Source organism: Kouleothrix sp. (assembly GCF_046328425.1).
Lineage (GTDB): Bacteria > Chloroflexota > Chloroflexia > Chloroflexales > Roseiflexaceae > Kouleothrix.
In genome coordinates this window covers 245,733-264,050 of the sequence record NZ_JAXLWP010000004.1, presented here as the reverse complement: position 1 = coordinate 264,050, position 18,318 = coordinate 245,733, and the positions used below count along the sequence as shown (strand labels likewise).

Below are 18,318 nucleotides of genomic sequence, written 5' to 3'. Positions count from 1 at the left end.
TGGCTTATGCGCCTGGCTCGCGCAGCGCATCGGCCAGCGCGTCGGCCATGCGGCCAAGCAGCGCGAATGTTGCCGGGTAGGCCAGCGCCTCGCGCTCGGCCATGCCAGGCGCCCAGCGGTAGCGCGCCACCTGGGCGCGCGGCTCGGCCGCCCACAGCGTCACTTCCCAGTACGACACTTCGCCGGCATCGCGCTGCGGCGGCGACGAGCGCAGCTGGGCCATGCCCTCGCCGCCATCGAGCTCCCACACCGCCAGCGGCTCTTCGAGGAAGCTCAGGCGCCGCGCCGCCGCCGCAGCCGCAGCGCTAAGGTAGCCCCGCGCGTCGGCGGGCGCGGCGCCGCCCGTGCCCACTGTCAGGTCGCGCAACGTCGCGCTGTAGCGGTCGCGGTCGAAGAACGCCAGCTCGGCGCTCAGGCCCGCGTCGGCGACGCTCAGCGGCTGCGTGTCCGCTGGGCCTAGCTCGCGCAGCCGCTCGATTAGCTGTTTGCCGATGCTCATCTGCTTCTCCTTATGCTCTTTCTATCTCAACAGTCCGGGTTGATTCGCCTCGCAGGTGGTTGGCAGCCTTTCATGCTGCTTTGCCTGCAGCAGCAGGGTACTTGCCGAGCTTGTGTGTGCGCTTTTCCGCGCGGAGCGCGGAAAAGCGCACACAACTAACGCTCTGCCGAAGGCGAAATTAGTCGATCTTGCGCTCGCTGAAGTCCTTGCCGTCAAACGAGATCAGGCGTTTCTTATCGTCCACCACTGTCTCGATATGCACCGGGCGCGACCAGATCTTTTGCAGGTTGCGCAGCGTGTCGCGGGCGTAGTCCATCTTCAGGTCCACGCCCTCGTGGCGGTGGCGCAGGTACATCTCGCCGCGATTGTTGTAGTTGCCATCTTCGACGTAGATAAACGGCTGGCCGAAGTTGGTGAGCCGGAACAGCAGCTTCTGCTTGATCTCCTTGAACTCGCGCGAGGCGATCTCGTACAGGTCGGTGTCGCGGTTGTAGCGGAACGAGAACAGCTTCTGCTCGAGGCAGAACTCGGGCGTCAGAAACGCGTCGATGAACGTCACGTCGTTGTGCATGCGCCGGATCTCGAACACCTTCTGGCGGCCGAGGCCCAGCTGCTTATCCCAGTTGCGCTTCTCGGCGATATCTTCGCACTCGTCGTACTCTTTGCCGAACTTGCCCTTGTTCCAGCGATCCTCGACATCGCGCAGCAGCTCGATCCCGAGCTTATACGGGTTCAGCCGGCCGGGCTGCGTCGCAACCACGCCCGAGTGGTGGTCGGCGAAATCGACCACCTCGCCATCCTTTAGCGCCTTCTTGGTCATGATCTCGGAGTGCCAGAACGAGGCCCATCCCTCGTTCAATATCTTCGTCATGCCCTGGGGTGCGAAGTAGTACGCTTCGTCGCGGATGATCTCGAGGATGGTGTGCTGCCAGCGCTCAAGCGGCGCGTAGTTCATGAGGAACAGCAGCACGTCCTTCTGCGGGTTCTCGGGGAAGCGCCGCTGTTTGGCGCGCTCGGCCTCGAGGCGTTTGCGCTGCTGGTCGAGGAACTCGGGCGGGTTGATGAACCCCTTCATGTACGAGCGATCGACCCTTAGGCCCTCGACGACATCGGGCTCGTCGTCGTCGACGATCGGGCGCAGCGTCTGGGCCTCGGGGCGCTTGATATACGGCGCGTGGTAGTCGATCAGGTTGTCGAGCGAGAGGCAGGTGTCGATGAAATCTTCGGCCAGCTCGTAGCCGTACCGATCGACGATCCGCTGGATGCGCGCGGCGTGGTTGGCCATCTCGTCGAGCATCTTGCGGTTGGTGTGGCCGAACCACATATTGTTTTTGAAGAAGTCGACGTGGCCGGCGACGTGAGCCATCACCATCTTTTGCGTCACCATCTCGTTGCCCTCGAGCAGGTACGCATACGATGGGTTGGTGTTGATCACCATCTCGTAGATCGTCGAACCGAGCCAGACGTGGCCCTTGATCAGCTGGTCGTACTCCATGCCGAAGCGCCAGTGTGGGTAGCGCGTCGGGAAGCCGCCGAGCGCCGCCGTCTCGTAGAGCGTGCGGTAGTCGAGCACCTCGTAGATGATCGGGAAGAAATCGAGGCCGTAGTTCTTGGCGTACTCCTCGATCTCTTCCCAGGCGGACTGGAGCTCGGGTGGCAGGCTTGTTTTTTTCATGTGGTTTTGCGTTCTAAGCTCTGCGTTTTGCGTTCTAAGTTGCGCGAGCTAACTCAAAGCGCAAAGCTCTAAGCTCAAAACTTCCTAATCACTTGCCTTTGCCGAGAAAGTCTTTGATCGCGTCGTAGATATCGTCGCGGTCGGCGATCTCGGAGATCACGAGGTTGTCTTCCTTGCCCAGGTACTCTTCGAGGTCGTGCGCGAACCGCCCCGAGCCATACAGCGAGCGCACCTGGCCGTAGCAGAACTGGTTGGTTTTCGGCAGCACCTGGCTGCGCAGCAGCTCGACGCACTCGCGCGTATCGCCGCCGCCCCAGTTGTCGCCATCGGAGAAGTGGAATGGGTAGATGTTCCACTCGTCGGGCGAGTAGCGCTCGTCGATCAGCTTATTGCACAGCTTATAGGCCGACGAGATCTTGGTGCCGCCGCCCTCGCGGATGTGGTAGAACGTGTTCTGGTCGACCTCTTTGGCCGCCGCGTCGTGCACAATGTAGCGGATCTCGATCTCTTTGTACTGCGAGCGCAGCCATGTCTCGATCCAGAACGCGGTGATCCGCACCAGCTCTTTCTGCTCGGTGCCCATCGAGCCCGACACGTCCATCATGTAGATGATCACCGCGTTCGACTCGGGCATCTGGGTTTCTTTCCACGAGCGGAAGCGCATATCTTCGCGGATCGGCACCACCACCGGGTTGGCGGCGTTGTACTCGCCCGACGAGATCTGGCGGCGCAGCGCCTCGCGGTAGGTGCGCTTGAAGTGGCGCAGCGAGTCGGGGCCGACGCGGCGGATGCCCGAGTACTTATCTTTCTTCGAGATGATATTCTTCTTGCCGCGCGGCTCGATATTCGGCAGCTGCAGCTCTTCGCCAAGGATCTGCGCCAGCTCATCGAGCGTGATATCGACCTCGATCACATGCTGGCCTGGCTCGGAGCCGGCCTCGCCCTGGCCCTGCTGCGGGTCGCCCTGGCCAATCGGCTCGCCCACGTCGCCATCGCCCTGGCCCACGCCGCCGCCCTGCTTGGTGCCGTAGCGAAACTGCGGCAGGTCGATCTGCGGCAGCGGTATCGACACATACTTGCGGCCCTGGCGGCCGATCATCTCGCCCTGCGACATGTACTTGCGCAGGTCTTTTTTGATTTTGCCGCGCACGATCTGGCGGAAACGGCCCAAGTCGCGCTCGACACGTCGGATGGACATAGCGTTGCCTTAGGTTACAGGTTACAGGCTCTAGGCTACAGGTTCTAGGTTACAGGAAGATAGGTGTTGAACCCTGTCCCCTGTAACCTGTCCCCTGTAACCTGTCCTCTGTAACCTAGTTCTTTGTATCCCCACGCGCGAAGATGCTGGCCACGTAGTTCAGCACGTCGGTGGCGCTCTGCTCGTTGTAGCCGAAATCGCGGATCAGCCGGGCCTTCACCACGTCGATCTTCTCCTGGGTGTCTTTGTCGATCACCCGCGAGACCAGCGACGTGAGCTTGATCGAGTCCTTCTGATCTTCGAACAGCTTCAGCTCGAGCGCCTTGTGCAGCCGCTCGTTGGTCTTGTAGTCGAACGAGCGCCCTTCGATCGCCAGCGCGCCGATGTAGTTCATGATCTCGCGCCGGAAGTCGTCTTTGCGGCTCTCGGGGATGTCGATCTTCTCCTCGATGCTGCGCATCAGGCGCTCGTCGGGCTCTTCCGACTGGCCGGTGAACTTATTGCGCACGCGCTCGCGCTGGGTGTAGGCCTTGATGTTGTCGATGTAGTTGCCGCACAGCCGCTTGATCGCCTCTTCATCGGCGCTGATCGCGCGCTGCACCTCGTTCTTGACGATCTCGGTGTACTCTTCTTTGACCACCGACAGCAGATCTTTGTAGCGCTTGCGGTCTTCCTCGGCGTTGATCAGCGCGTGGTTTTTCAGGCCGCCCTCGAGCTCGTTCAGCACCATGAACGGGTTGATGTAGCCATCTTCCTGGAAGTTCACCAGCGCGTTCGAGATCTTGTCCTGGATGTAGCGCGGGCTGATGCCCTCCATGCCCTCGCGCTGGGTTTCTTTGCGCAGCTCTTTGATGTTGTCTTCGGTGAAGCCGGGCAGCGTCTTGCCGTTATACAGCTTGAGCTTCTGCAGCAGCGTCAGGTTGGGCTTCTTGGGCTCTTCGAGGCGCGTGAGCACCGCCCACATGGCCGCGACCTCGAGCGTATGCGGGGCGATATGCACGCGCACATTGCGGCGGTTGAAATCGCGCTCGTAGATCTTGATCTCGTCGCGCAGGCGCGTGATGTAGGGGATGTCGATGCGCACCGTGCGATCCTTGAGCGCCTCCATGAACTCGTTGTTCTCGAGCCGGCGGTACTCAGGCTCGTTGGTGTGGCCGATGATCACCTCGTCGATGTCGGTCTGGGCGAACTTCTTCGATTTGATCTTGTGCTCTTGGCTGGCGCCCAGCAGATCGTAGAGGAATGCCACGTCGAGCTTGAGCATCTCGATGAACTCGATCACGCCGCGGTTGGCAATATTGAACTCGCCGTCGAAGTTAAACGCGCGCGGGTCGCTGTCCGAGCCGTAGATCGCGATCTTGCGGTAGTTGATATCGCCGGTGAGCTCGGTGCTGTCCTGGTTTTTTTCGTCTTTGGGCTGGAACGTGCCGATGCCGACGCGATCCTGCTCGGAGAACACCAGGCGGCGCACGCGGATGTGGCGCATGACCTTGCTCCAGTCGCCGCCGTAGCGCAGCATCTGCTCGCGGAAGTTATAGCGGCACGATGGGCACAGGTCGCCGATAATGCGGATGTGCTCGCCCTCGGGGCGCTCGCTGTTGAACTCGCGCGCAAAGCGCTCGCGCAGCTCGATCGGCACGAGGTGCAGTGGCTCTTCGTGCATCGGGCACGCCTGCCAGTCGTTTTCTTTCAGCGTGGCCGGGTCGAAGTCTTCGGCATCGCCGAGGTACCAGTCGAAGGTGTAGAGCGCGCCGTTGTCGGTGCGCGAGTAGTGCTCGAGGCCCTTCTTCAGGCGGCGCACGATCGTCGACTTCGACGAGCCGACCGGGCCGTGCAGCAGCAGCACGCGCTTCTCTGTGCCGTAGCCCTGCGCGGCGGCCTTGAAGAAGTTCACAAGGCGCATGAGCGGGATCTCGAGGCCAAAGATCGCGTCGTTCTGGTCGAACGACATATCGCTGAAGAACTTATAGCGGATCAGGCGTTTTTTGGCGTCGATGAACTCCTCGGCGCCGTACGACATGATCATGTCGTAGATCCGCTGGAACGCATTGCGCGTCACACGCGGGTTCTGGCCCACTACGTCCAGGTATTCGCTGAACGAGCCAGTCCAGTTCAGCTCCTGGAATTTTTTACGATCCTGAAGCTCGCTCACGAGCTGCAGAAGCGAAGCGCCAACCTGTGTAGTCATCTGTGTCCTCCTGGTTGTGACCGTTCATCGCCGTGCGGCTATGCTGCCGCGGCGCTGAATCACGAGCGACCGCCCCCCGCGCATAGTACGCCATTGCTGGCTAGCGGGTATTGCGAGGCGGTCTTGCTAAGGTGCACGGCTCGGTGTCGGGACAGATTGGTAACAAGTGCCGGGTTGTTCGCGCCGGTTACATTGAGCCAACGTGCTCAGGCGCGCTGATCTGATCGACGGTGATGGTTATACAACTTTAGATCTCAGGGAGCGTTTTGAGGGAGGCCTGGTCTTCCAGGTGGCTGTATTATAGCAACGTTATGTATCAGCGTCAAGGGTTTTGGCGTACATCAGTACTACTCAGGCCGCGAACGCGGCGCCAACAGGCAGCTCCCTCGCCGTATGTACCGGAATAAACGTCGCCAGGATCTGTTTTCGGAGCTTCGCCGAGCCATCTGAAAAAAGGGGAGTGCGCGGCCTATGTGCCTGGCGCATGCCTTTTCATACAGCTTCTCATAGAGCGATCATCGACAGATGAGACAGATTGCACAGATGACGATCGAGCTACGCCAGCGACACGGCCTGGTATTGAACAGCCGGCATCTGATCGCTCTATCGATACGATACGCAGCGTTGGCGCAAAAGGATGCGGCCGGGTATGCTTGCCCGGCGAATGTGTGGCCCGTGCTGCGACGAGCCGAAGTATTGATATGCTTGGGGTTAAGCGAGGGGGCGCCCCACTTCCTCCACCCCACCACCAGCCACGACCAGTCGAGGACGGTATTGCAGGAAGTATGCCGCGAAAACGGCGCTCAGAAGGGCAAACTAGCCGGTGCGGCGCCATTGGCCGCCAGCAGGTGGTGCTGATCTTCAAGGAAGCGCCCGATTGCGCGATACTTGGCGTAGCGCTGGGCCAGCAGCGCGTCGAGGCTGAGCAGCGCCAGCGCGGCCAGCTGCTCGCGCAGAGCATCGCCGACGGCGCCGACTGCGGCGCCGGTATCGGTGTGGGCGCCGCCCTCAGGCTCGGGGATGACGGTGTCGATGATCCGCAGCTCGAGCAGATCCTGGGCGGTGATCTTCATGGCTTTGGCCGCGTCGGGGGCTTTGGAGGCATCGCGCCAGAGGATGGCGGCGCTGGCCTCGGGCGCGGCCACCGAGTACACCGAGTGCTCGAGCATCAGCAGCCGGTCGGCAACGCCGATCGCCAGCGCGCCGCCGCTGCCGCCCTCGCCGATCACGGTGGCCAGGATGGGCACGCGCAGGCCGGCCATGGCCAGGAGGTTCTCGGCGATCGCGCGGCCCTGGCCGCGCTCCTCGGATTGGGTGCCTGGGTCGGCGGCGGGGGTATCGATGAAGCAGAGCACCGGGAAGCCGAACTTCTCGGCGTGCTCGAACAGCCGCAGCGCCTTGCGGTAGCCCTCGGGGCGCGGCATGCCGAAGTTGCGCTTGACGTTCTCGCGCGCGTCGCGGCCCTTCTGGTGGCCCACCACCATCACCGTGCGGCCGTCGAAGCGCGCCAGCCCGCCGACGATCGCCTGGTCGTCGCCGAAGCGCCGGTCGCCGTGCAGCTCGACGAAGTCTTCGCAGATGCCGCGCACATAGTCGAGCGTATGCGGCCGGTGCGGGTGCCGGGCCAGCTGGACTTTATCCCAAGGCGTAAGCATTGCGTTCGTCATATGTTTCTGTCAACGGACCAAAGACGAAGAACCAAAGACCAACAATCGATGAATTCCTCGCGCTCTTTGGCCGCTGATCGTTTGTCCTTCGTCTTCTCAGGCGTTTACCATCGCTGCGGTGCCACTCGCGGCTACCTCCTCGGCCGATTTGCCGCCGTACAGGCGCAGCAGCCGGGCCAGCGTTGCGCGCAGCTCGGCGCGCGGCGTCACCATGTCGATCATGCCGTGGTCGAGCATGAACTCGGCGGTCTGGAAGTGTGGCGGGAGCTTCTGGCGGATGGCCTGCTCGATCACCCGGCGCCCGGCGAAGCCGATGTTCGCGCCCGGCTCGGCGATGATAATGTCGGCCACCGAGGCGTAGGAAGCGGTGACGCCGCCGTAGCACGGATCGACCATGAGCGAGATATGCGGCTGGCCGGCGGCGGCGAGCCGGGTGAGCGCCACGCTGACCTTGGCCATCTGCATCAGCGCCAGCACGCCCTCTTGCATGCGCGCGCCGCCCGAGGTGTTGATCGTCAGCAGCGGCGTGGCCTGGTGGGCCGCGCGCTCGGCGGCGCGGGCTACCTTTTCGCCGAATACGCTGCCCATCGAGCCGCCAATAAAATCGAATTCGGCGATGCTGATCTGCAGCGGCAGGCCGGCGATCGCGCCGCGGCCGCTGATGATCGCGTCGAGCTGGCCAGTCTCTTGCTGCTTTTCGTGCAGCTTCTGGCCGTAGTTGTCTTTCGGCGATACAAAGCCGAGCGGGTCGGTCGGCGCAATCGCGGCGTCTTCTTCTACAAACGAGTCGCCGTCGAGCAGGCCCAGCCACTCGCGGGCGCTGAGGCGCATGTGGAAACCGCACTTGCAGACTTTGAGGTTGTCGTTGAGCTGCTTAACATAATTCAACTCGCCACAGGCCGGGCACTTGACCCACATATTATCGGGGATCTGCTGGCCGTTTTCGCGGGCGGCCGGCGTGAAATGCTTAGGCTGGCGGCGAAACCACTCTTTCATCGGGTGCTCCTCGGGTTGATATGCGCTGCGTATTATACCACACGGTACTCGGGCGGCAGTGCATGCCAGAGCCGCAGTAGGCTTCCGCCAAGGCCCGGCGCCCTTTGCCGCCACCCGGCCTGCCCGCGCGGAAGCGCGGAGATGGTTGGCGCGGCTGGCGGTTTCGGCGTTGCCCAAACTGCGAACCTGCAATAGATCGTCCCAGCCGGGCGCGTCGGCGCGCAGGCCGGCGAATTTTTACACTCTTACGCGCCGAACAGTGCGCGGATTGCGCCGATACGCGCTTCCGACAGGCTTGCGTGTTAGGCGAAGTTAGCATATGATACGTGCTAGGATCAACGGCGCGCGTCGGTGGCGTGTTGTTCTGCCCGTGCTACTGCCGAAAGGAAGCCATAACCAATGCTCGACGCACTTCAGAATCCGATTGTAATTGCCGTCGTCGTGCTTGTGCTGGTAGTGCTTATCGCGATCCCCGTGCTGGTACGGCGGCGGCGGGCGGCCCAGGGCGAGGTGCTGCCGCCACCCGAACTCGGCCAGCCTGTCGACTACACCTCGGTGCCGTATGTCGAGCCGAAGACGCTGGGCGAGCGCTTCCGCGACGCGCCGATCGGGGTGAAGCTGCTGCTGATACTGGTGCCGCTGGCGCTGATTATCGCAGGTTTTGTGGTGTGGCAGGCGTTTTTCAGCGCGCCCGAGGTGGCGAACGTGCCGCCGCCGCCGCCGCCGTCGATCACCGATGTGACGGCCACGCTGGCATCGGCGGCGCGGATTGTGGTGGACGCAAAGACCAACCTGCCCGACGGCACGGTGGTAACGGCTGCGATGAAAGAGGGCGGCAGCGATTTTGCCTGGGCCAACCAGCAGTCGGCGCAGGCGCAGGTGAGCGGCGGGCTGGTGCGCGTGGTGATCGAGCGGGATGCCGCCGCGCCGCGCCCGCGCCGCGACCAGGAGCACACGCTGATTCTGAGCGCCTCGGCGAACAACCAGTCGGTTAGCTCCGAAGCCGCCAAGCTGACGATCCCGTCGATCTATGTGAACGACTTCTTCCGCGACCAGGCCGCCCCACCGACGGTTGCGCCTACCGCCGCGCCGGCGCCGACGGCTGTGCCCGAGCCGACCGCCGCGCCCGAGCCAACTGCCGCGCCAGAGCCAACCGCCGCGCCGGCGCCAACGGCTGCGGTGTTCAACGGCGGCAACATCCGCAAGCAGCCGCGGGTGACAAAAGACCCGGCCGACGTGCTGGGCCAGCTCGAGGCCGGGCAGACGGTGACGCTGCTGGAGCGCACGGAACAGGCCGACTGGTTCCGCGTCAAAGCCCCAGCCGCCGAGGGCTGGGTCAGCGCCACGCTGCTCACGCTCGACAAGGCCGTGATCCAGCAGGTGCGGGTGGCGCAGTAATACCCTGGCAGGCGCTGCTTTATCGTGGGGTTCGGGGGCGGCCAGGCCGCCCCCGAAATTTCGCTTTGCGCTGCCCGCGGTACGTGTTGATCTTGTGTATCCATACGAAGCATCGTACCGCCCTGGCCGAAGGCTGAGCGCGCCAACTGCGTAAGCGCTAAATGCTATAATACTGCGCTAGATGTGCGCCAGCCGCCGAGAATCAGACGAAAGAGCCCCTTTGCTCGATCAGCCGCTCCATACTGTTCCGCTGGTATTTTTCGACCTTGAAACCACCGGCCTATTTCCACACCGTGGCGACCGGGTGTGCGAGGTTGCGCTGCTGCGCGAGCGCGGCGGCGAGCCCGAGCGGCGCTTTGAGACGCTGGTGAACCCACAGCGGCCGCTGAGCGAGCAGTCGTTTCTGGTCAATGGCATACGCGCCGAAGAGCTAGCCGGCGCGCCGCTGTTTGCCGAGGCCGCCGGGCCGCTGCGCGCGATCAGCGAGGGGGCGGTGCTGGTAGCGCACAACGCGCCGTTCGACATGGAGTTTCTGCATACCGAGCTCGCGCGCGCCGGGCTGCCGCCGATCGCCGCCCCGGTGATCGACACACTCGCGCTGGCGCGGCGCCTGAGCCCGCGCCGGCCCTCGCATAGCCTCAAGGCGCTGGCGCTGGCGCTGGGCGCCCCCGCCCCTTCGCACCGCGCCATGGGCGATGTGCTGGCCCTGCGGGCGGTATTCGCCGATATGGCCGCGCAGCTGGCCACGCGCGGCATCCGGCTGCTCGGCGACGTGCTGCGCTATGCCCGCGGCTTCGACCCTGGCCAGCCGGAGCCGGCCGCGCCGCCGCCGATCGCTACGGCGCTGGCGGCGGGCCAGCTGCTGCGGGTGCGCTACAGCTCGCGCGCCCAGCCCGAGCCCACCGAGCGGATCATCCGGCCGATCGAGATTGTGCGTCAGCGCGAAACGCTGTTTCTGCGCGCATACTGCTACTTCCGCCAGGATCTGCGCGCGTTTGTGATCGACAAGCTGCACGATGTCGAGCTGATCGAAGATTCCCCGGCCTAGCTCGCACCCAACCCCTGGAGCGTCGCATACCCCCAAACCTCCTGGTGGATGACTACCAGTCTTCAAGTCCCTTAATCTGCGGTTCACACCCTCGCAACCTGTAGCTAGCCGGCGCGCAATCTCGCGCCGGCATACTTGCGCTGCCTGGCCGCGCAGCCGGGCCGGCTCGGCCGCACGCCCGATCGAGATCGGGCTGACGACCGAGCGCGAAGTTGGGCCGAATGGCCGAGCAACCCGCGCCGGCCGGCTAGCGTCGAAGCGCCATTGGCAGTATGCCGGCGCAGCCGCCTTCCACGAGGCCCTATCAGTTGAAACGCGAGGCCACCATGAACAGCCAGCTCAGCAAAGCCGACCTGCACATTCACTCGACCTACAGCGACGGCACTGCCAATGTCGCCGCGATCCTGGCGCACGTTGCCCAATCGGATCTGCGGCTGATCGCAATCACCGACCACGACACGATCGCGGGCGGGCGGGCGGCGGCGCAACTTGCGCGCGATTTCGGCGTCCAAGTTATTGTAGGCGAAGAAGTGAGCACCGCTGAGGGCCACTTGCTGGCGCTGTTCATCGACGACGAGCTGCCGCCTGGCAGGCCCGCCGCCGAAACCATCGCGGCCATCCACGCCCAGGGCGGGCTGTGTGTCGCCGCGCACCCCTACGATCGTAGCGTGCCCTCGCTGGGCGCGCACGGCCTGCACGAACGCCAGGCCGAGTGGCGGCTCGACGCGATCGAGGCGCTCAACGCCGGCGTGATCTGGTCGCAGCGCGGCTGCAACCGCGTGGCGCAGCACGTGGCCGCCGCCATGAACCTGCCGGCGCTTGGCGGCAGCGATGCGCACTCCCTAGCAACAATTGGCCGCGCCTACACTGTGTTTCCTGGCGCGAGCGCCGATGACCTGTACCGCGCGATTGTGCGCGGCGAAGCCAGCTGGGGCGGCGGCTACTGGACGATCGGCCAATACCTCGACGTAAGCCGCCAGTGGGTGCGCCAGCGCGGCATCGGCGGATTGCTGAGGCTCGCGCTCGACGGCGCGGGCGTCACGCCGCGCGATTCGGCAACATTTATCGGCCGCTCATAAACGACTCATCCTGGCTGAAGGGTTTTGGATTAGGAATTGCATGTCCATAACGTAGCTAGCGCCGTTATGGCACTGATAAAGGTCGAACGCTATGGCACATATTCTTTTGCTGCATGCCTCGGTGGGCATGGGCCATCAGCGGGCCGCCGCGGCTATCGCGCAGGCGCTCGGGCAGCTGCCCGGCGTTACGGCGCAGCTGGAAGACACGCTCGACTATACCCACCCGCTGTTTCGGCGCTCGTATCGCGGTTCGTACCTGAGCCTGGCCGACCGTATTCCTGGCGTGTGGAGCGGTTTCTACCGCGCCACCGACCGAGTATTTCCGTCGCGCGGCGTGTTCGCAGCGGCGCGCGCCCAGTACACCGCGTTCGGCATGCGCGATCTGTGCGGGCTGGTCGAGCGCGCGCGCCCCGACGCGATCATCTGCACGCACTTCCTGCCGGTCGAGGCGCTGGCGCCACTGCGCGGCTATGGTCTGCCGCCGCTGGCGTGCGTGATCACCGACTACCACGCGCACACCTTCTGGGCGGTGCCTGGCGCCGATAGCTATTTCGCGCCCACGCCGGCGGCGCGCGCCGAGCTGATCGCCGCCGGCATTCCGGCGGCGCGCGTGAGCGTCAGCGGTATTCCGATCGACCCGTCGGTTTGCCAGCCGATCGATCGGCTGGCGGTGCGGCGCGCGCTGGGCCTGCCGGCCTGGCAGCCGATCGTGACGCTGATCGGCAGCGGCATGCCGGTCGACCGGGTGCGCGCGCTCGCCCAGGCGCTGCTGGCGCGGCGCCTACCCGCCACGCTGGTGATCGCGATGGGGCGCAACACCGTGCTTGCCACGGCGCTGGCCGATCTCGAGCTGGCGGCCGGGCCGGCGCTGCGGCTGCTGGGGCCGCAGCCAAGCCTGGCCCCGCTGCTGGCGGCCAGCGAGCTGGTGATCGGCAAAGCCGGCGGCCTGACGGTGAGCGAGGTGCTGGCGCTTGGCGTGCCAATGCTGATACCGCTGCCGGTGCCGGGCCAGGAGCAGTGGAATGTCGAGTATGTGCTGCGCGCTGGGGCTGGCCGGGCGCACAGCGACGCCGCCGCGCTGGCGGGCGATGCCGCCGAGCTACTGGGCAGCCAGCCCAGGCGCGCGGCGATGGCTGCAGCGGCGCGCGCCGCCAGCCGGCCGCACGCGGCGATGGCGGTAGCGGTGCAGGTGCTTGACCGGGCGCAAGCCGCGCATGCGGGGGCGTGGCGGCGGCCGCAGGCCGCAACATTTGCGACGGAAGCGAGCGTAGTATAGCGATGGAACCAATGCTTGCACAACCAAAACCATTCGCGCCGCGGCTGAACTGGCGCTTGCTGCTGGGCTTGCTGATGAGCGTTGGGATCGTGGCGCTGGTCGTGCTCAACCGCGCGTGGTTGCTCGAAGCGCTCGGCCTGGCGCGCGGCGCCCAGCTGCGCTGGCTGGCAGCGGCGCTTGGCGTGATCCTGGCGAGCTACATGGTCAGCGGCCAGGTCTTTCGGGTGGCGCTGCGCCGGCAGGGCCACCGGCTGGGCACGCTGCGCGCCTGGATGACCGCGCTGGTGGCGATCATGATCAGCCAGTCGATGCCGGCGGGCGGCGTGGGCAGCTACGCGTTTCTGGTGAGCGCGTTCCGCCGGCGCGGCGTGTCGCCGGGCGAGACAACACTGGTGGCGACGCTCGAGATGCTCAGCTACTCGCTGGCAATGGTGCTGATCGCGCTGTTCAGCCTGGCCTACCTGGGCTTCCGCACGTTTTCGACGGGCGTATCGGGCGCGGCGATTGTAGCGCCGCTGCTGCTGGGCCTTGCGATGATCGGCGGGCTGATCTTGGGTGCGCTGGTGCTGACGCGCAGCCCGGCCGCGCTGGCGGCGTGCCTGCGGCGGCTCCAGCCGCTGGCCGCCAAGATCTCGCGTCGGGCGCGCGCACGCGCCTGGCCGGGCCATGCCGCCGCGCGCGTGGCGCATGGCCGCGCGCTGCTGGCCGCGAACTGGCGCACGCTGGCGGTGCTGGTGGGCATTCAGCTGGCGGCGCTGTGCGGCCATAGCTTTGCGATGCTGCTGATCCTGCTGAGCCTCGGGGTACACGCCTCGTTCGCCGTCGTGCTGGCGGCCTTTGGCGCCGCGCTGGTGACCAGCCTGCTGAATGTGCTGCCGGGCGGCGGCGGCACGATCGAGACGATCCTGGCGGCGGTGCTGGGGTTTCTGGCGGTGGGGCCGGCGGCAGTGCCGGCGGCGGTGATCTTTCGGCTGCTGAACTTCTGGCTGCTGCTGCCGCTCGCGGCGGCGGCGTATGCGTGGCTGGCGCGCGGGAATGGCGCCGCGCGTTAATTGCGCCTGCGTAAGCCCTAAAAAGGGTTCGGGGCGGCCAAGCCGCCCCGAACCCTCAACCGTAAAGCAAGTGAACAGCGGATTTGGTATTACCTGTGCGCGGCCTGGCGGCGCAGCCCCAGCCCGGCCAGCAGCAGCAGCAGCGCGCCAAAGGCGGCGATGGCGAGCGGCGCCGCGCTGCCGCCGGTATTCGGCAGCTTGCTGGGCGCGGCCGCGCCGGGCGCCTTGACGCTGATCTGCTTCATCACAATGTTGTTATTCACCACCACGGGCACATCGGGGCCGGGGAACTCGTAGGTGCCGATCGTGCCGGCGTCGATGTGCAGCATCGGCCAGAGCTTGGCGCCGGGCGCAACCGCCTGCTCGAGCTTGATCGCCACCTTGTAGGCTTCGCCTTTCTTCACCGCAGTGTGGCCGATCACCGGGCCGGGCTTATCGTTCACATCGGTATGCACCACGATCCAGCCATCTTCGGTGGCGTTGATCTCGGCCACCTCGATGCTGCCATTCGCCACCGCCTGGTCGTCTACATCGATCGAGGCGGCGGAGGCGGCATCGCCGCTTGGCGCCGCGCCGGTGGTGCCGTCGGAGGCGGTGATGCTGATCTGCTTCATCACGATGTTGTTATCCACCACCACGGGCACGTCGGGGCCGGGGAACTCGTAGGTGCCGATCGTGCCGGCGTCGATGTGCAGCATCGGCCAGAGCTTGGCGCCGGGCGCAACCGCCTGCTCGAGCTTGATTTCGACCTTGTACGACTCGCCCTTTTTCACCGCGGTGTGGCCGATCACCGGGCCGGGCTTGTTGTTCACGTCGGTATGCGCGACGATCCAGCCATCCTGAGTGGCGTTGATCTCGGCTATGACCAGCGTGCCGTCTTTGATCGCCTGATCATCGACGTCGACCGAGTCGGCTTGGCGCAGCGGCGCTGCCCCGGCTGCAGGTGCCAGCGCGAACAGCGCGAGCAGAACCATGAGCCCGGCGAGTGCGATCCGATTGGCGCGTCGGAGCATGGGGTGCCTCCTTGGTAGGTGCGCGGCGCGTGTATGCCGCGGCTCGAGTTCGCAAACCAAAGCAATGCCGGCGATCGCAACATGTGCCGAGCAACCGCACGGCGATGCAGTGGACGTAGAATCGCTGTGCTGCGCAACGTTCAGTATACGCAGCCGGCAACTGGCGCTTGTATTTTCGCAATATGCACATGGCGAACCTAGGATATAATAGCATAGCACGTTGGAAATGACCATAGTGGTGGAGAGGCATTCCGGCAACGATCGCTGCGGGCGTGCGCCAGGCCGGCCGCGCGCTTTGCAACGATTCGCCCGTGCAAAGGGTCGTTAACATATGGATCGATTAATTCAGCAGACACTCGGGCAGTATCGGATCATTGAGCGCATCCGCCAGGGCGGCATGGCGGTGGTGTACAAGGCCTACCAGGAATCGCTCGATCGGTATGTCGCGATCAAGGTGCTCTCGCACAACAGCGACCCGCAGTTCGCGGTGCGATTTAAGCGCGAGGCGCGCGCGATTGCGCAGCTCCAGCACCCGAACATCTTGCCGATCTACGATTCGAACGAGCAGGACGGCCTGCTGTACCTGGTGATGCAGTATGTCGAGAATGGCACGACGCTTGGCGATATGCTGGGCGTGCCGATGGAACAGGCGCGCGCGCTGCGACTGATCAGCAAGGTGCTCGACGCGCTGGGCTACGCGCACAACTATGGCATTATTCACCGCGACATCAAGCCCGCGAATGTGCTGCTGCCCACGCCCGACTGGCCAATGCTGGCCGATTTCGGCATCGCCAAGCTGCGCGGCGACGACCAGAAGCTCACGCTGCCGGGCCTGATCATCGGCACGGCGGCGTATATGGCCCCCGAGCAGGTGACGGGCCAGGCGGTCGATGCGCGCTCGGATCTGTATGCCACCGGCGTGATGTTGTACGAGCTGGTGACGGGCCGGGTGCCGTTCGACGCCGATACGCCAATGGCGCTGCTGGCGAAGCACGCCTACGAGCCGCCGCCGCCGCCGCGCTCGGTTGAGCCAAGCGTTACTCCCGCTGTCGAGGCGCTGCTGCTGCGCGCCCTGGCGAAAGATCCGGCCGGGCGCTTTCAAAGCGCGGCGGCCATGGCCGAGGCCTGCCTGTGGGCCGCCGACCGGCTGGGGCCGAGCAAGCCGGCGGTGGCTGCGCGCTACCAGGAGGGCGTGCGCGCGCTGAACGAGGGGCGCTTTGATCTTGCGACGGCGCGCTTCCAAGAGGTGCAGGCGCTCGACCCGAACTACAGCGACAGCGCCGCGTTGCTGGCGGCCGCGCGCGACGCGCAGCGCGGCCAGCCTGGCTCGCAGCCGCAGGGTACGCAGCCCACGCCGGCACAGCCGCAGGGTACGCAGCCCGCGCCGGCACAGCCGCAGGGTACGCAGCCCACGCCGGCACAGCCGCAGTTCGTCTTCGACTCGGGCCAGCTGGCGCGGCCAGGCGCCCCAGCCGAGCGCCCCTCGGGCCAGCTGCAGCCGGGCGCCGCGCCCGAGCAGCCAGCTCAGCCGCCGGCCACGCCTGCGCCCGCCGCCGCGCCAGCCGGCGCAGGCTCGCGGCTGCGTGTGCCGCTGATCATCGGCGGGGTGCTGGTGCTGCTGGTGCTGGCGGGCGTGCTGATCCTGCCGGGGCTGCGCTCGGGCACGCCGAGTGGCGGCGCGGCCACAAGCGCGCCGCAGCCCACCGCCGCAAACGCGCCGCAACCTACCGCCGCGAATGCGCCGCAGCCCACTGCCGCGCTGCCCGCGCTGCCCGCGCCCGCAGGCACGCTGTCGCTGGAAGACGACTTCGGCGCAGGCGGCGATAAGAGCGGCCTGGTCGGCCAGATCGCGCCCGACCTGGCGCTCGCAATCGCCGACCCCGGTGTCTACAGCATGAAGCTGTCGCAGCCGAACCAGACGCGCTGGGCGTTCTCGCCACGCCTGCTGGCAGGCGATTTCTCGCTGCAAATCGACCTTTCGGACGCGAGCGCCGATCGCACAGGCGCGGCTGCCGGCGGGGTGGTGTTCCGCGCCCGCGACGCCAGCCACTTCTACGCGCTGCTGATCGACGCGCGCAGCGGCACGTATACGCTGCGCAAGCAGGATGGCGCGAATAAGTGGAGCGACCTGATCGCCGCGAAGGAATCGCCGCTGGTGCGCAAGGGTGGCGATGTCAATCAGCTGCGGATCGACGCCTCGGGCAATACCTTCACGCTGTTCCTGAACGGCGCGCAGCTCGACAGCGCCAGCGACGGCGCGTATGCCTCGGGCATGCTCGGCACGCTGGTAGCCAACGCCGAGGCAGGCACCTCGGAGATGCGCTTCGACAACCTGAAGATCTGGAGCGCCGACAAGGCCCCGCAGTTCTCGAACCGGCCGGCCACGCAGCAGTCGTTCAGCGGCGAGATGGTGCTGATCCACGGCGGCGACTTCATCATGGGCAGCAACGCCAACCCGGCCGACCTGCCGCACGTGGTGCAGATCGACGACTTTTATATCGACCGCAACGAGGTGACGAACCAGGCGTTCGTGACGTGTGTCGACCAGCGCGGCTGCGAGCTGCTGAACTTCAAATCGGCGACGCACCCCGACTACGCCAGCAATGGGCAGTTCAGCTTCTTCCCGGTGCTGAATGTCACCTGGCAGCAGGCCAAGTTCTTCTGCGAGCAATCGGGCAAGCGCCTGCCATCCGAGGCCGAGTGGGAGAAGGCGGCCTCGTGGGATGCCTCGGCGCGTATGAAGATGGCGTGGCCGTGGGGCAACAGCTGGGATCCCAGCCGCCTGAACTCGGCCGACGCCAAGCGCGACGATACCGTGGCGGTTGGCACGTTCCGCGACGACATCAACGGGACGCGCGACATGGCCGGCAACGCGGCCGAGTGGACCAGCACGCTCAAGACGCCTTATCCGTACGATCCGGCTGATGGCCGCGAAGATCCGAACGCCCCAGGCCCGCGCGTGGTGCGCGGCGGCTCGTGGGCCCAGACGCAGGCGGAAGTGTCGCCGGCCGCGCGCCAGGCCTTCCCGGCGAATACGTCGAGCGACCAGATCGGCTTTCGCTGCGCGTCGCCGGCGCAGTAGCGGCGCGCCGCCTAATTCGCTTGACAACTTACTCTTTGGTGGTGGTTTGGGGGCGGCAGCCGCCCCAGTCTTATTGTGCTGCACTACGTGGCGAAGCCACGTTGTGCAACACAATCTATACGTGATCAAGCGAACAGAGTATCACAG

At 65.5% G+C, this 18,318-nt stretch carries 13 protein-coding genes; 6 read left to right on the top strand and 7 right to left on the bottom strand.

Going from position 1 to position 18,318, the window contains the following annotated elements; all coding sequences use genetic code 11:
* Positions 1-4: 4 nt before the first annotated feature.
* The 6 genes from U0177_RS03875 to accD all read right to left on the bottom strand — a co-directional run bounded on the left by U0177_RS03875 (position 5) and on the right by accD (position 8,223).
* Positions 5-499: a hypothetical protein gene (locus tag U0177_RS03875; RefSeq protein WP_409569276.1), complete on the bottom strand. Its 495-nt coding sequence runs from the start codon at positions 497-499 to the stop codon at positions 5-7.
* Positions 500-677: 178 nt separating this feature from the next.
* On the bottom strand, positions 678-2,174 hold the full coding sequence (locus U0177_RS03870) for a SpoVR family protein (protein ID WP_409569275.1): 1,497 nt from the start codon (positions 2,172-2,174) through the stop codon (positions 678-680).
* An 88-nt stretch (positions 2,175-2,262) separates the two neighbouring features.
* Positions 2,263-3,372, bottom strand: a complete 1,110-nt coding sequence (locus tag U0177_RS03865) for a DUF444 family protein (RefSeq protein ID WP_409569274.1) — start codon at positions 3,370-3,372, stop codon at positions 2,263-2,265.
* A 115-nt stretch (positions 3,373-3,487) separates the two neighbouring features.
* Complete coding sequence (locus tag U0177_RS03860) at positions 3,488-5,560, bottom strand: PrkA family serine protein kinase (RefSeq protein ID WP_409569273.1); 2,073 nt, start codon at positions 5,558-5,560, stop codon at positions 3,488-3,490.
* Positions 5,561-6,363: 803 nt separating this feature from the next.
* The gene (locus U0177_RS03855; protein ID WP_409569272.1) at positions 6,364-7,227 is read right to left on the bottom strand and encodes an acetyl-CoA carboxylase carboxyltransferase subunit alpha; all 864 of its coding nucleotides are present in this window, start codon (positions 7,225-7,227) and stop codon (positions 6,364-6,366) included.
* Between the two features lie 96 nt (positions 7,228-7,323).
* Positions 7,324-8,223, bottom strand: coding sequence for an acetyl-CoA carboxylase, carboxyltransferase subunit beta (gene accD, locus U0177_RS03850; protein WP_409569271.1), 900 nt, complete (start codon positions 8,221-8,223; stop codon positions 7,324-7,326).
* A gap of 399 nt (positions 8,224-8,622) precedes the next feature.
* On the opposite strand from accD, the gene U0177_RS03845 reads away from it, so the two are divergent.
* From U0177_RS03845 to U0177_RS03825, 5 genes are all read left to right on the top strand, one after another.
* Entirely contained in the window at positions 8,623-9,621 is a 999-nt protein-coding gene (locus U0177_RS03845) for an SH3 domain-containing protein (RefSeq protein ID WP_409569270.1), read from the top strand.
* Between the two features lie 220 nt (positions 9,622-9,841).
* Positions 9,842-10,669, top strand: a complete 828-nt coding sequence (locus U0177_RS03840) for an exonuclease domain-containing protein (RefSeq protein ID WP_409569269.1) — start codon at positions 9,842-9,844, stop codon at positions 10,667-10,669.
* Between the two features lie 326 nt (positions 10,670-10,995).
* The gene (locus U0177_RS03835; protein ID WP_409569268.1) at positions 10,996-11,748 is read left to right on the top strand and encodes a CehA/McbA family metallohydrolase; all 753 of its coding nucleotides are present in this window, start codon (positions 10,996-10,998) and stop codon (positions 11,746-11,748) included.
* Between the two features lie 91 nt (positions 11,749-11,839).
* The gene (locus tag U0177_RS03830) at positions 11,840-13,024 is read left to right on the top strand and encodes an MGDG synthase family glycosyltransferase (RefSeq protein ID WP_409569267.1); all 1,185 of its coding nucleotides are present in this window, start codon (positions 11,840-11,842) and stop codon (positions 13,022-13,024) included.
* 11 nt (positions 13,025-13,035) lie between these two features.
* Entirely contained in the window at positions 13,036-14,076 is a 1,041-nt protein-coding gene (locus U0177_RS03825) for a YbhN family protein (RefSeq protein WP_409569266.1), read from the top strand.
* A gap of 89 nt (positions 14,077-14,165) precedes the next feature.
* On the opposite strand, the gene U0177_RS03820 is transcribed toward U0177_RS03825, so the two are convergent.
* Positions 14,166-15,089 carry an LPXTG cell wall anchor domain-containing protein gene (locus U0177_RS03820; RefSeq protein WP_409569265.1) on the bottom strand — a complete coding sequence of 308 codons (924 nt, stop codon included), beginning with the start codon at positions 15,087-15,089 and terminating at the stop codon, positions 14,166-14,168.
* A gap of 331 nt (positions 15,090-15,420) precedes the next feature.
* On the opposite strand from U0177_RS03820, the gene U0177_RS03815 reads away from it, so the two are divergent.
* On the top strand, positions 15,421-18,171 hold the full coding sequence (locus U0177_RS03815) for a protein kinase domain-containing protein (protein ID WP_409569264.1): 2,751 nt from the start codon (positions 15,421-15,423) through the stop codon (positions 18,169-18,171).
* Positions 18,172-18,318 lie beyond the last annotated feature (147 nt).

What these genes read in the sequence shown, in the direction of transcription:
- U0177_RS03875 (WP_409569276.1), bottom strand. Translation starts at nt 499, where the DNA reads ATGAGCATCGGCAAACAGCTAATCGAGCGGCTGCGCGAGCTAGGCCCA.
- U0177_RS03870 (WP_409569275.1), bottom strand. Translation starts at nt 2,174, where the DNA reads ATGAAAAAAACAAGCCTGCCACCCGAGCTCCAGTCCGCCTGGGAAGAG.
- U0177_RS03865 (WP_409569274.1), bottom strand. Translation starts at nt 3,372, where the DNA reads ATGTCCATCCGACGTGTCGAGCGCGACTTGGGCCGTTTCCGCCAGATC.
- U0177_RS03860 (WP_409569273.1), bottom strand. Translation starts at nt 5,560, where the DNA reads ATGACTACACAGGTTGGCGCTTCGCTTCTGCAGCTCGTGAGCGAGCTT.
- U0177_RS03855 (WP_409569272.1), bottom strand. Translation starts at nt 7,227, where the DNA reads ATGACGAACGCAATGCTTACGCCTTGGGATAAAGTCCAGCTGGCCCGG.
- accD (WP_409569271.1), bottom strand. Translation starts at nt 8,223, where the DNA reads ATGAAAGAGTGGTTTCGCCGCCAGCCTAAGCATTTCACGCCGGCCGCC.
- U0177_RS03845 (WP_409569270.1), top strand. Translation starts at nt 8,623, where the DNA reads ATGCTCGACGCACTTCAGAATCCGATTGTAATTGCCGTCGTCGTGCTT.
- U0177_RS03835 (WP_409569268.1), top strand. Translation starts at nt 10,996, where the DNA reads ATGAACAGCCAGCTCAGCAAAGCCGACCTGCACATTCACTCGACCTAC.
- U0177_RS03830 (WP_409569267.1), top strand. Translation starts at nt 11,840, where the DNA reads ATGGCACATATTCTTTTGCTGCATGCCTCGGTGGGCATGGGCCATCAG.
- U0177_RS03825 (WP_409569266.1), top strand. Translation starts at nt 13,036, where the DNA reads ATGCTTGCACAACCAAAACCATTCGCGCCGCGGCTGAACTGGCGCTTG.
- U0177_RS03820 (WP_409569265.1), bottom strand. Translation starts at nt 15,089, where the DNA reads ATGCTCCGACGCGCCAATCGGATCGCACTCGCCGGGCTCATGGTTCTG.
- U0177_RS03815 (WP_409569264.1), top strand. Translation starts at nt 15,421, where the DNA reads ATGGATCGATTAATTCAGCAGACACTCGGGCAGTATCGGATCATTGAG.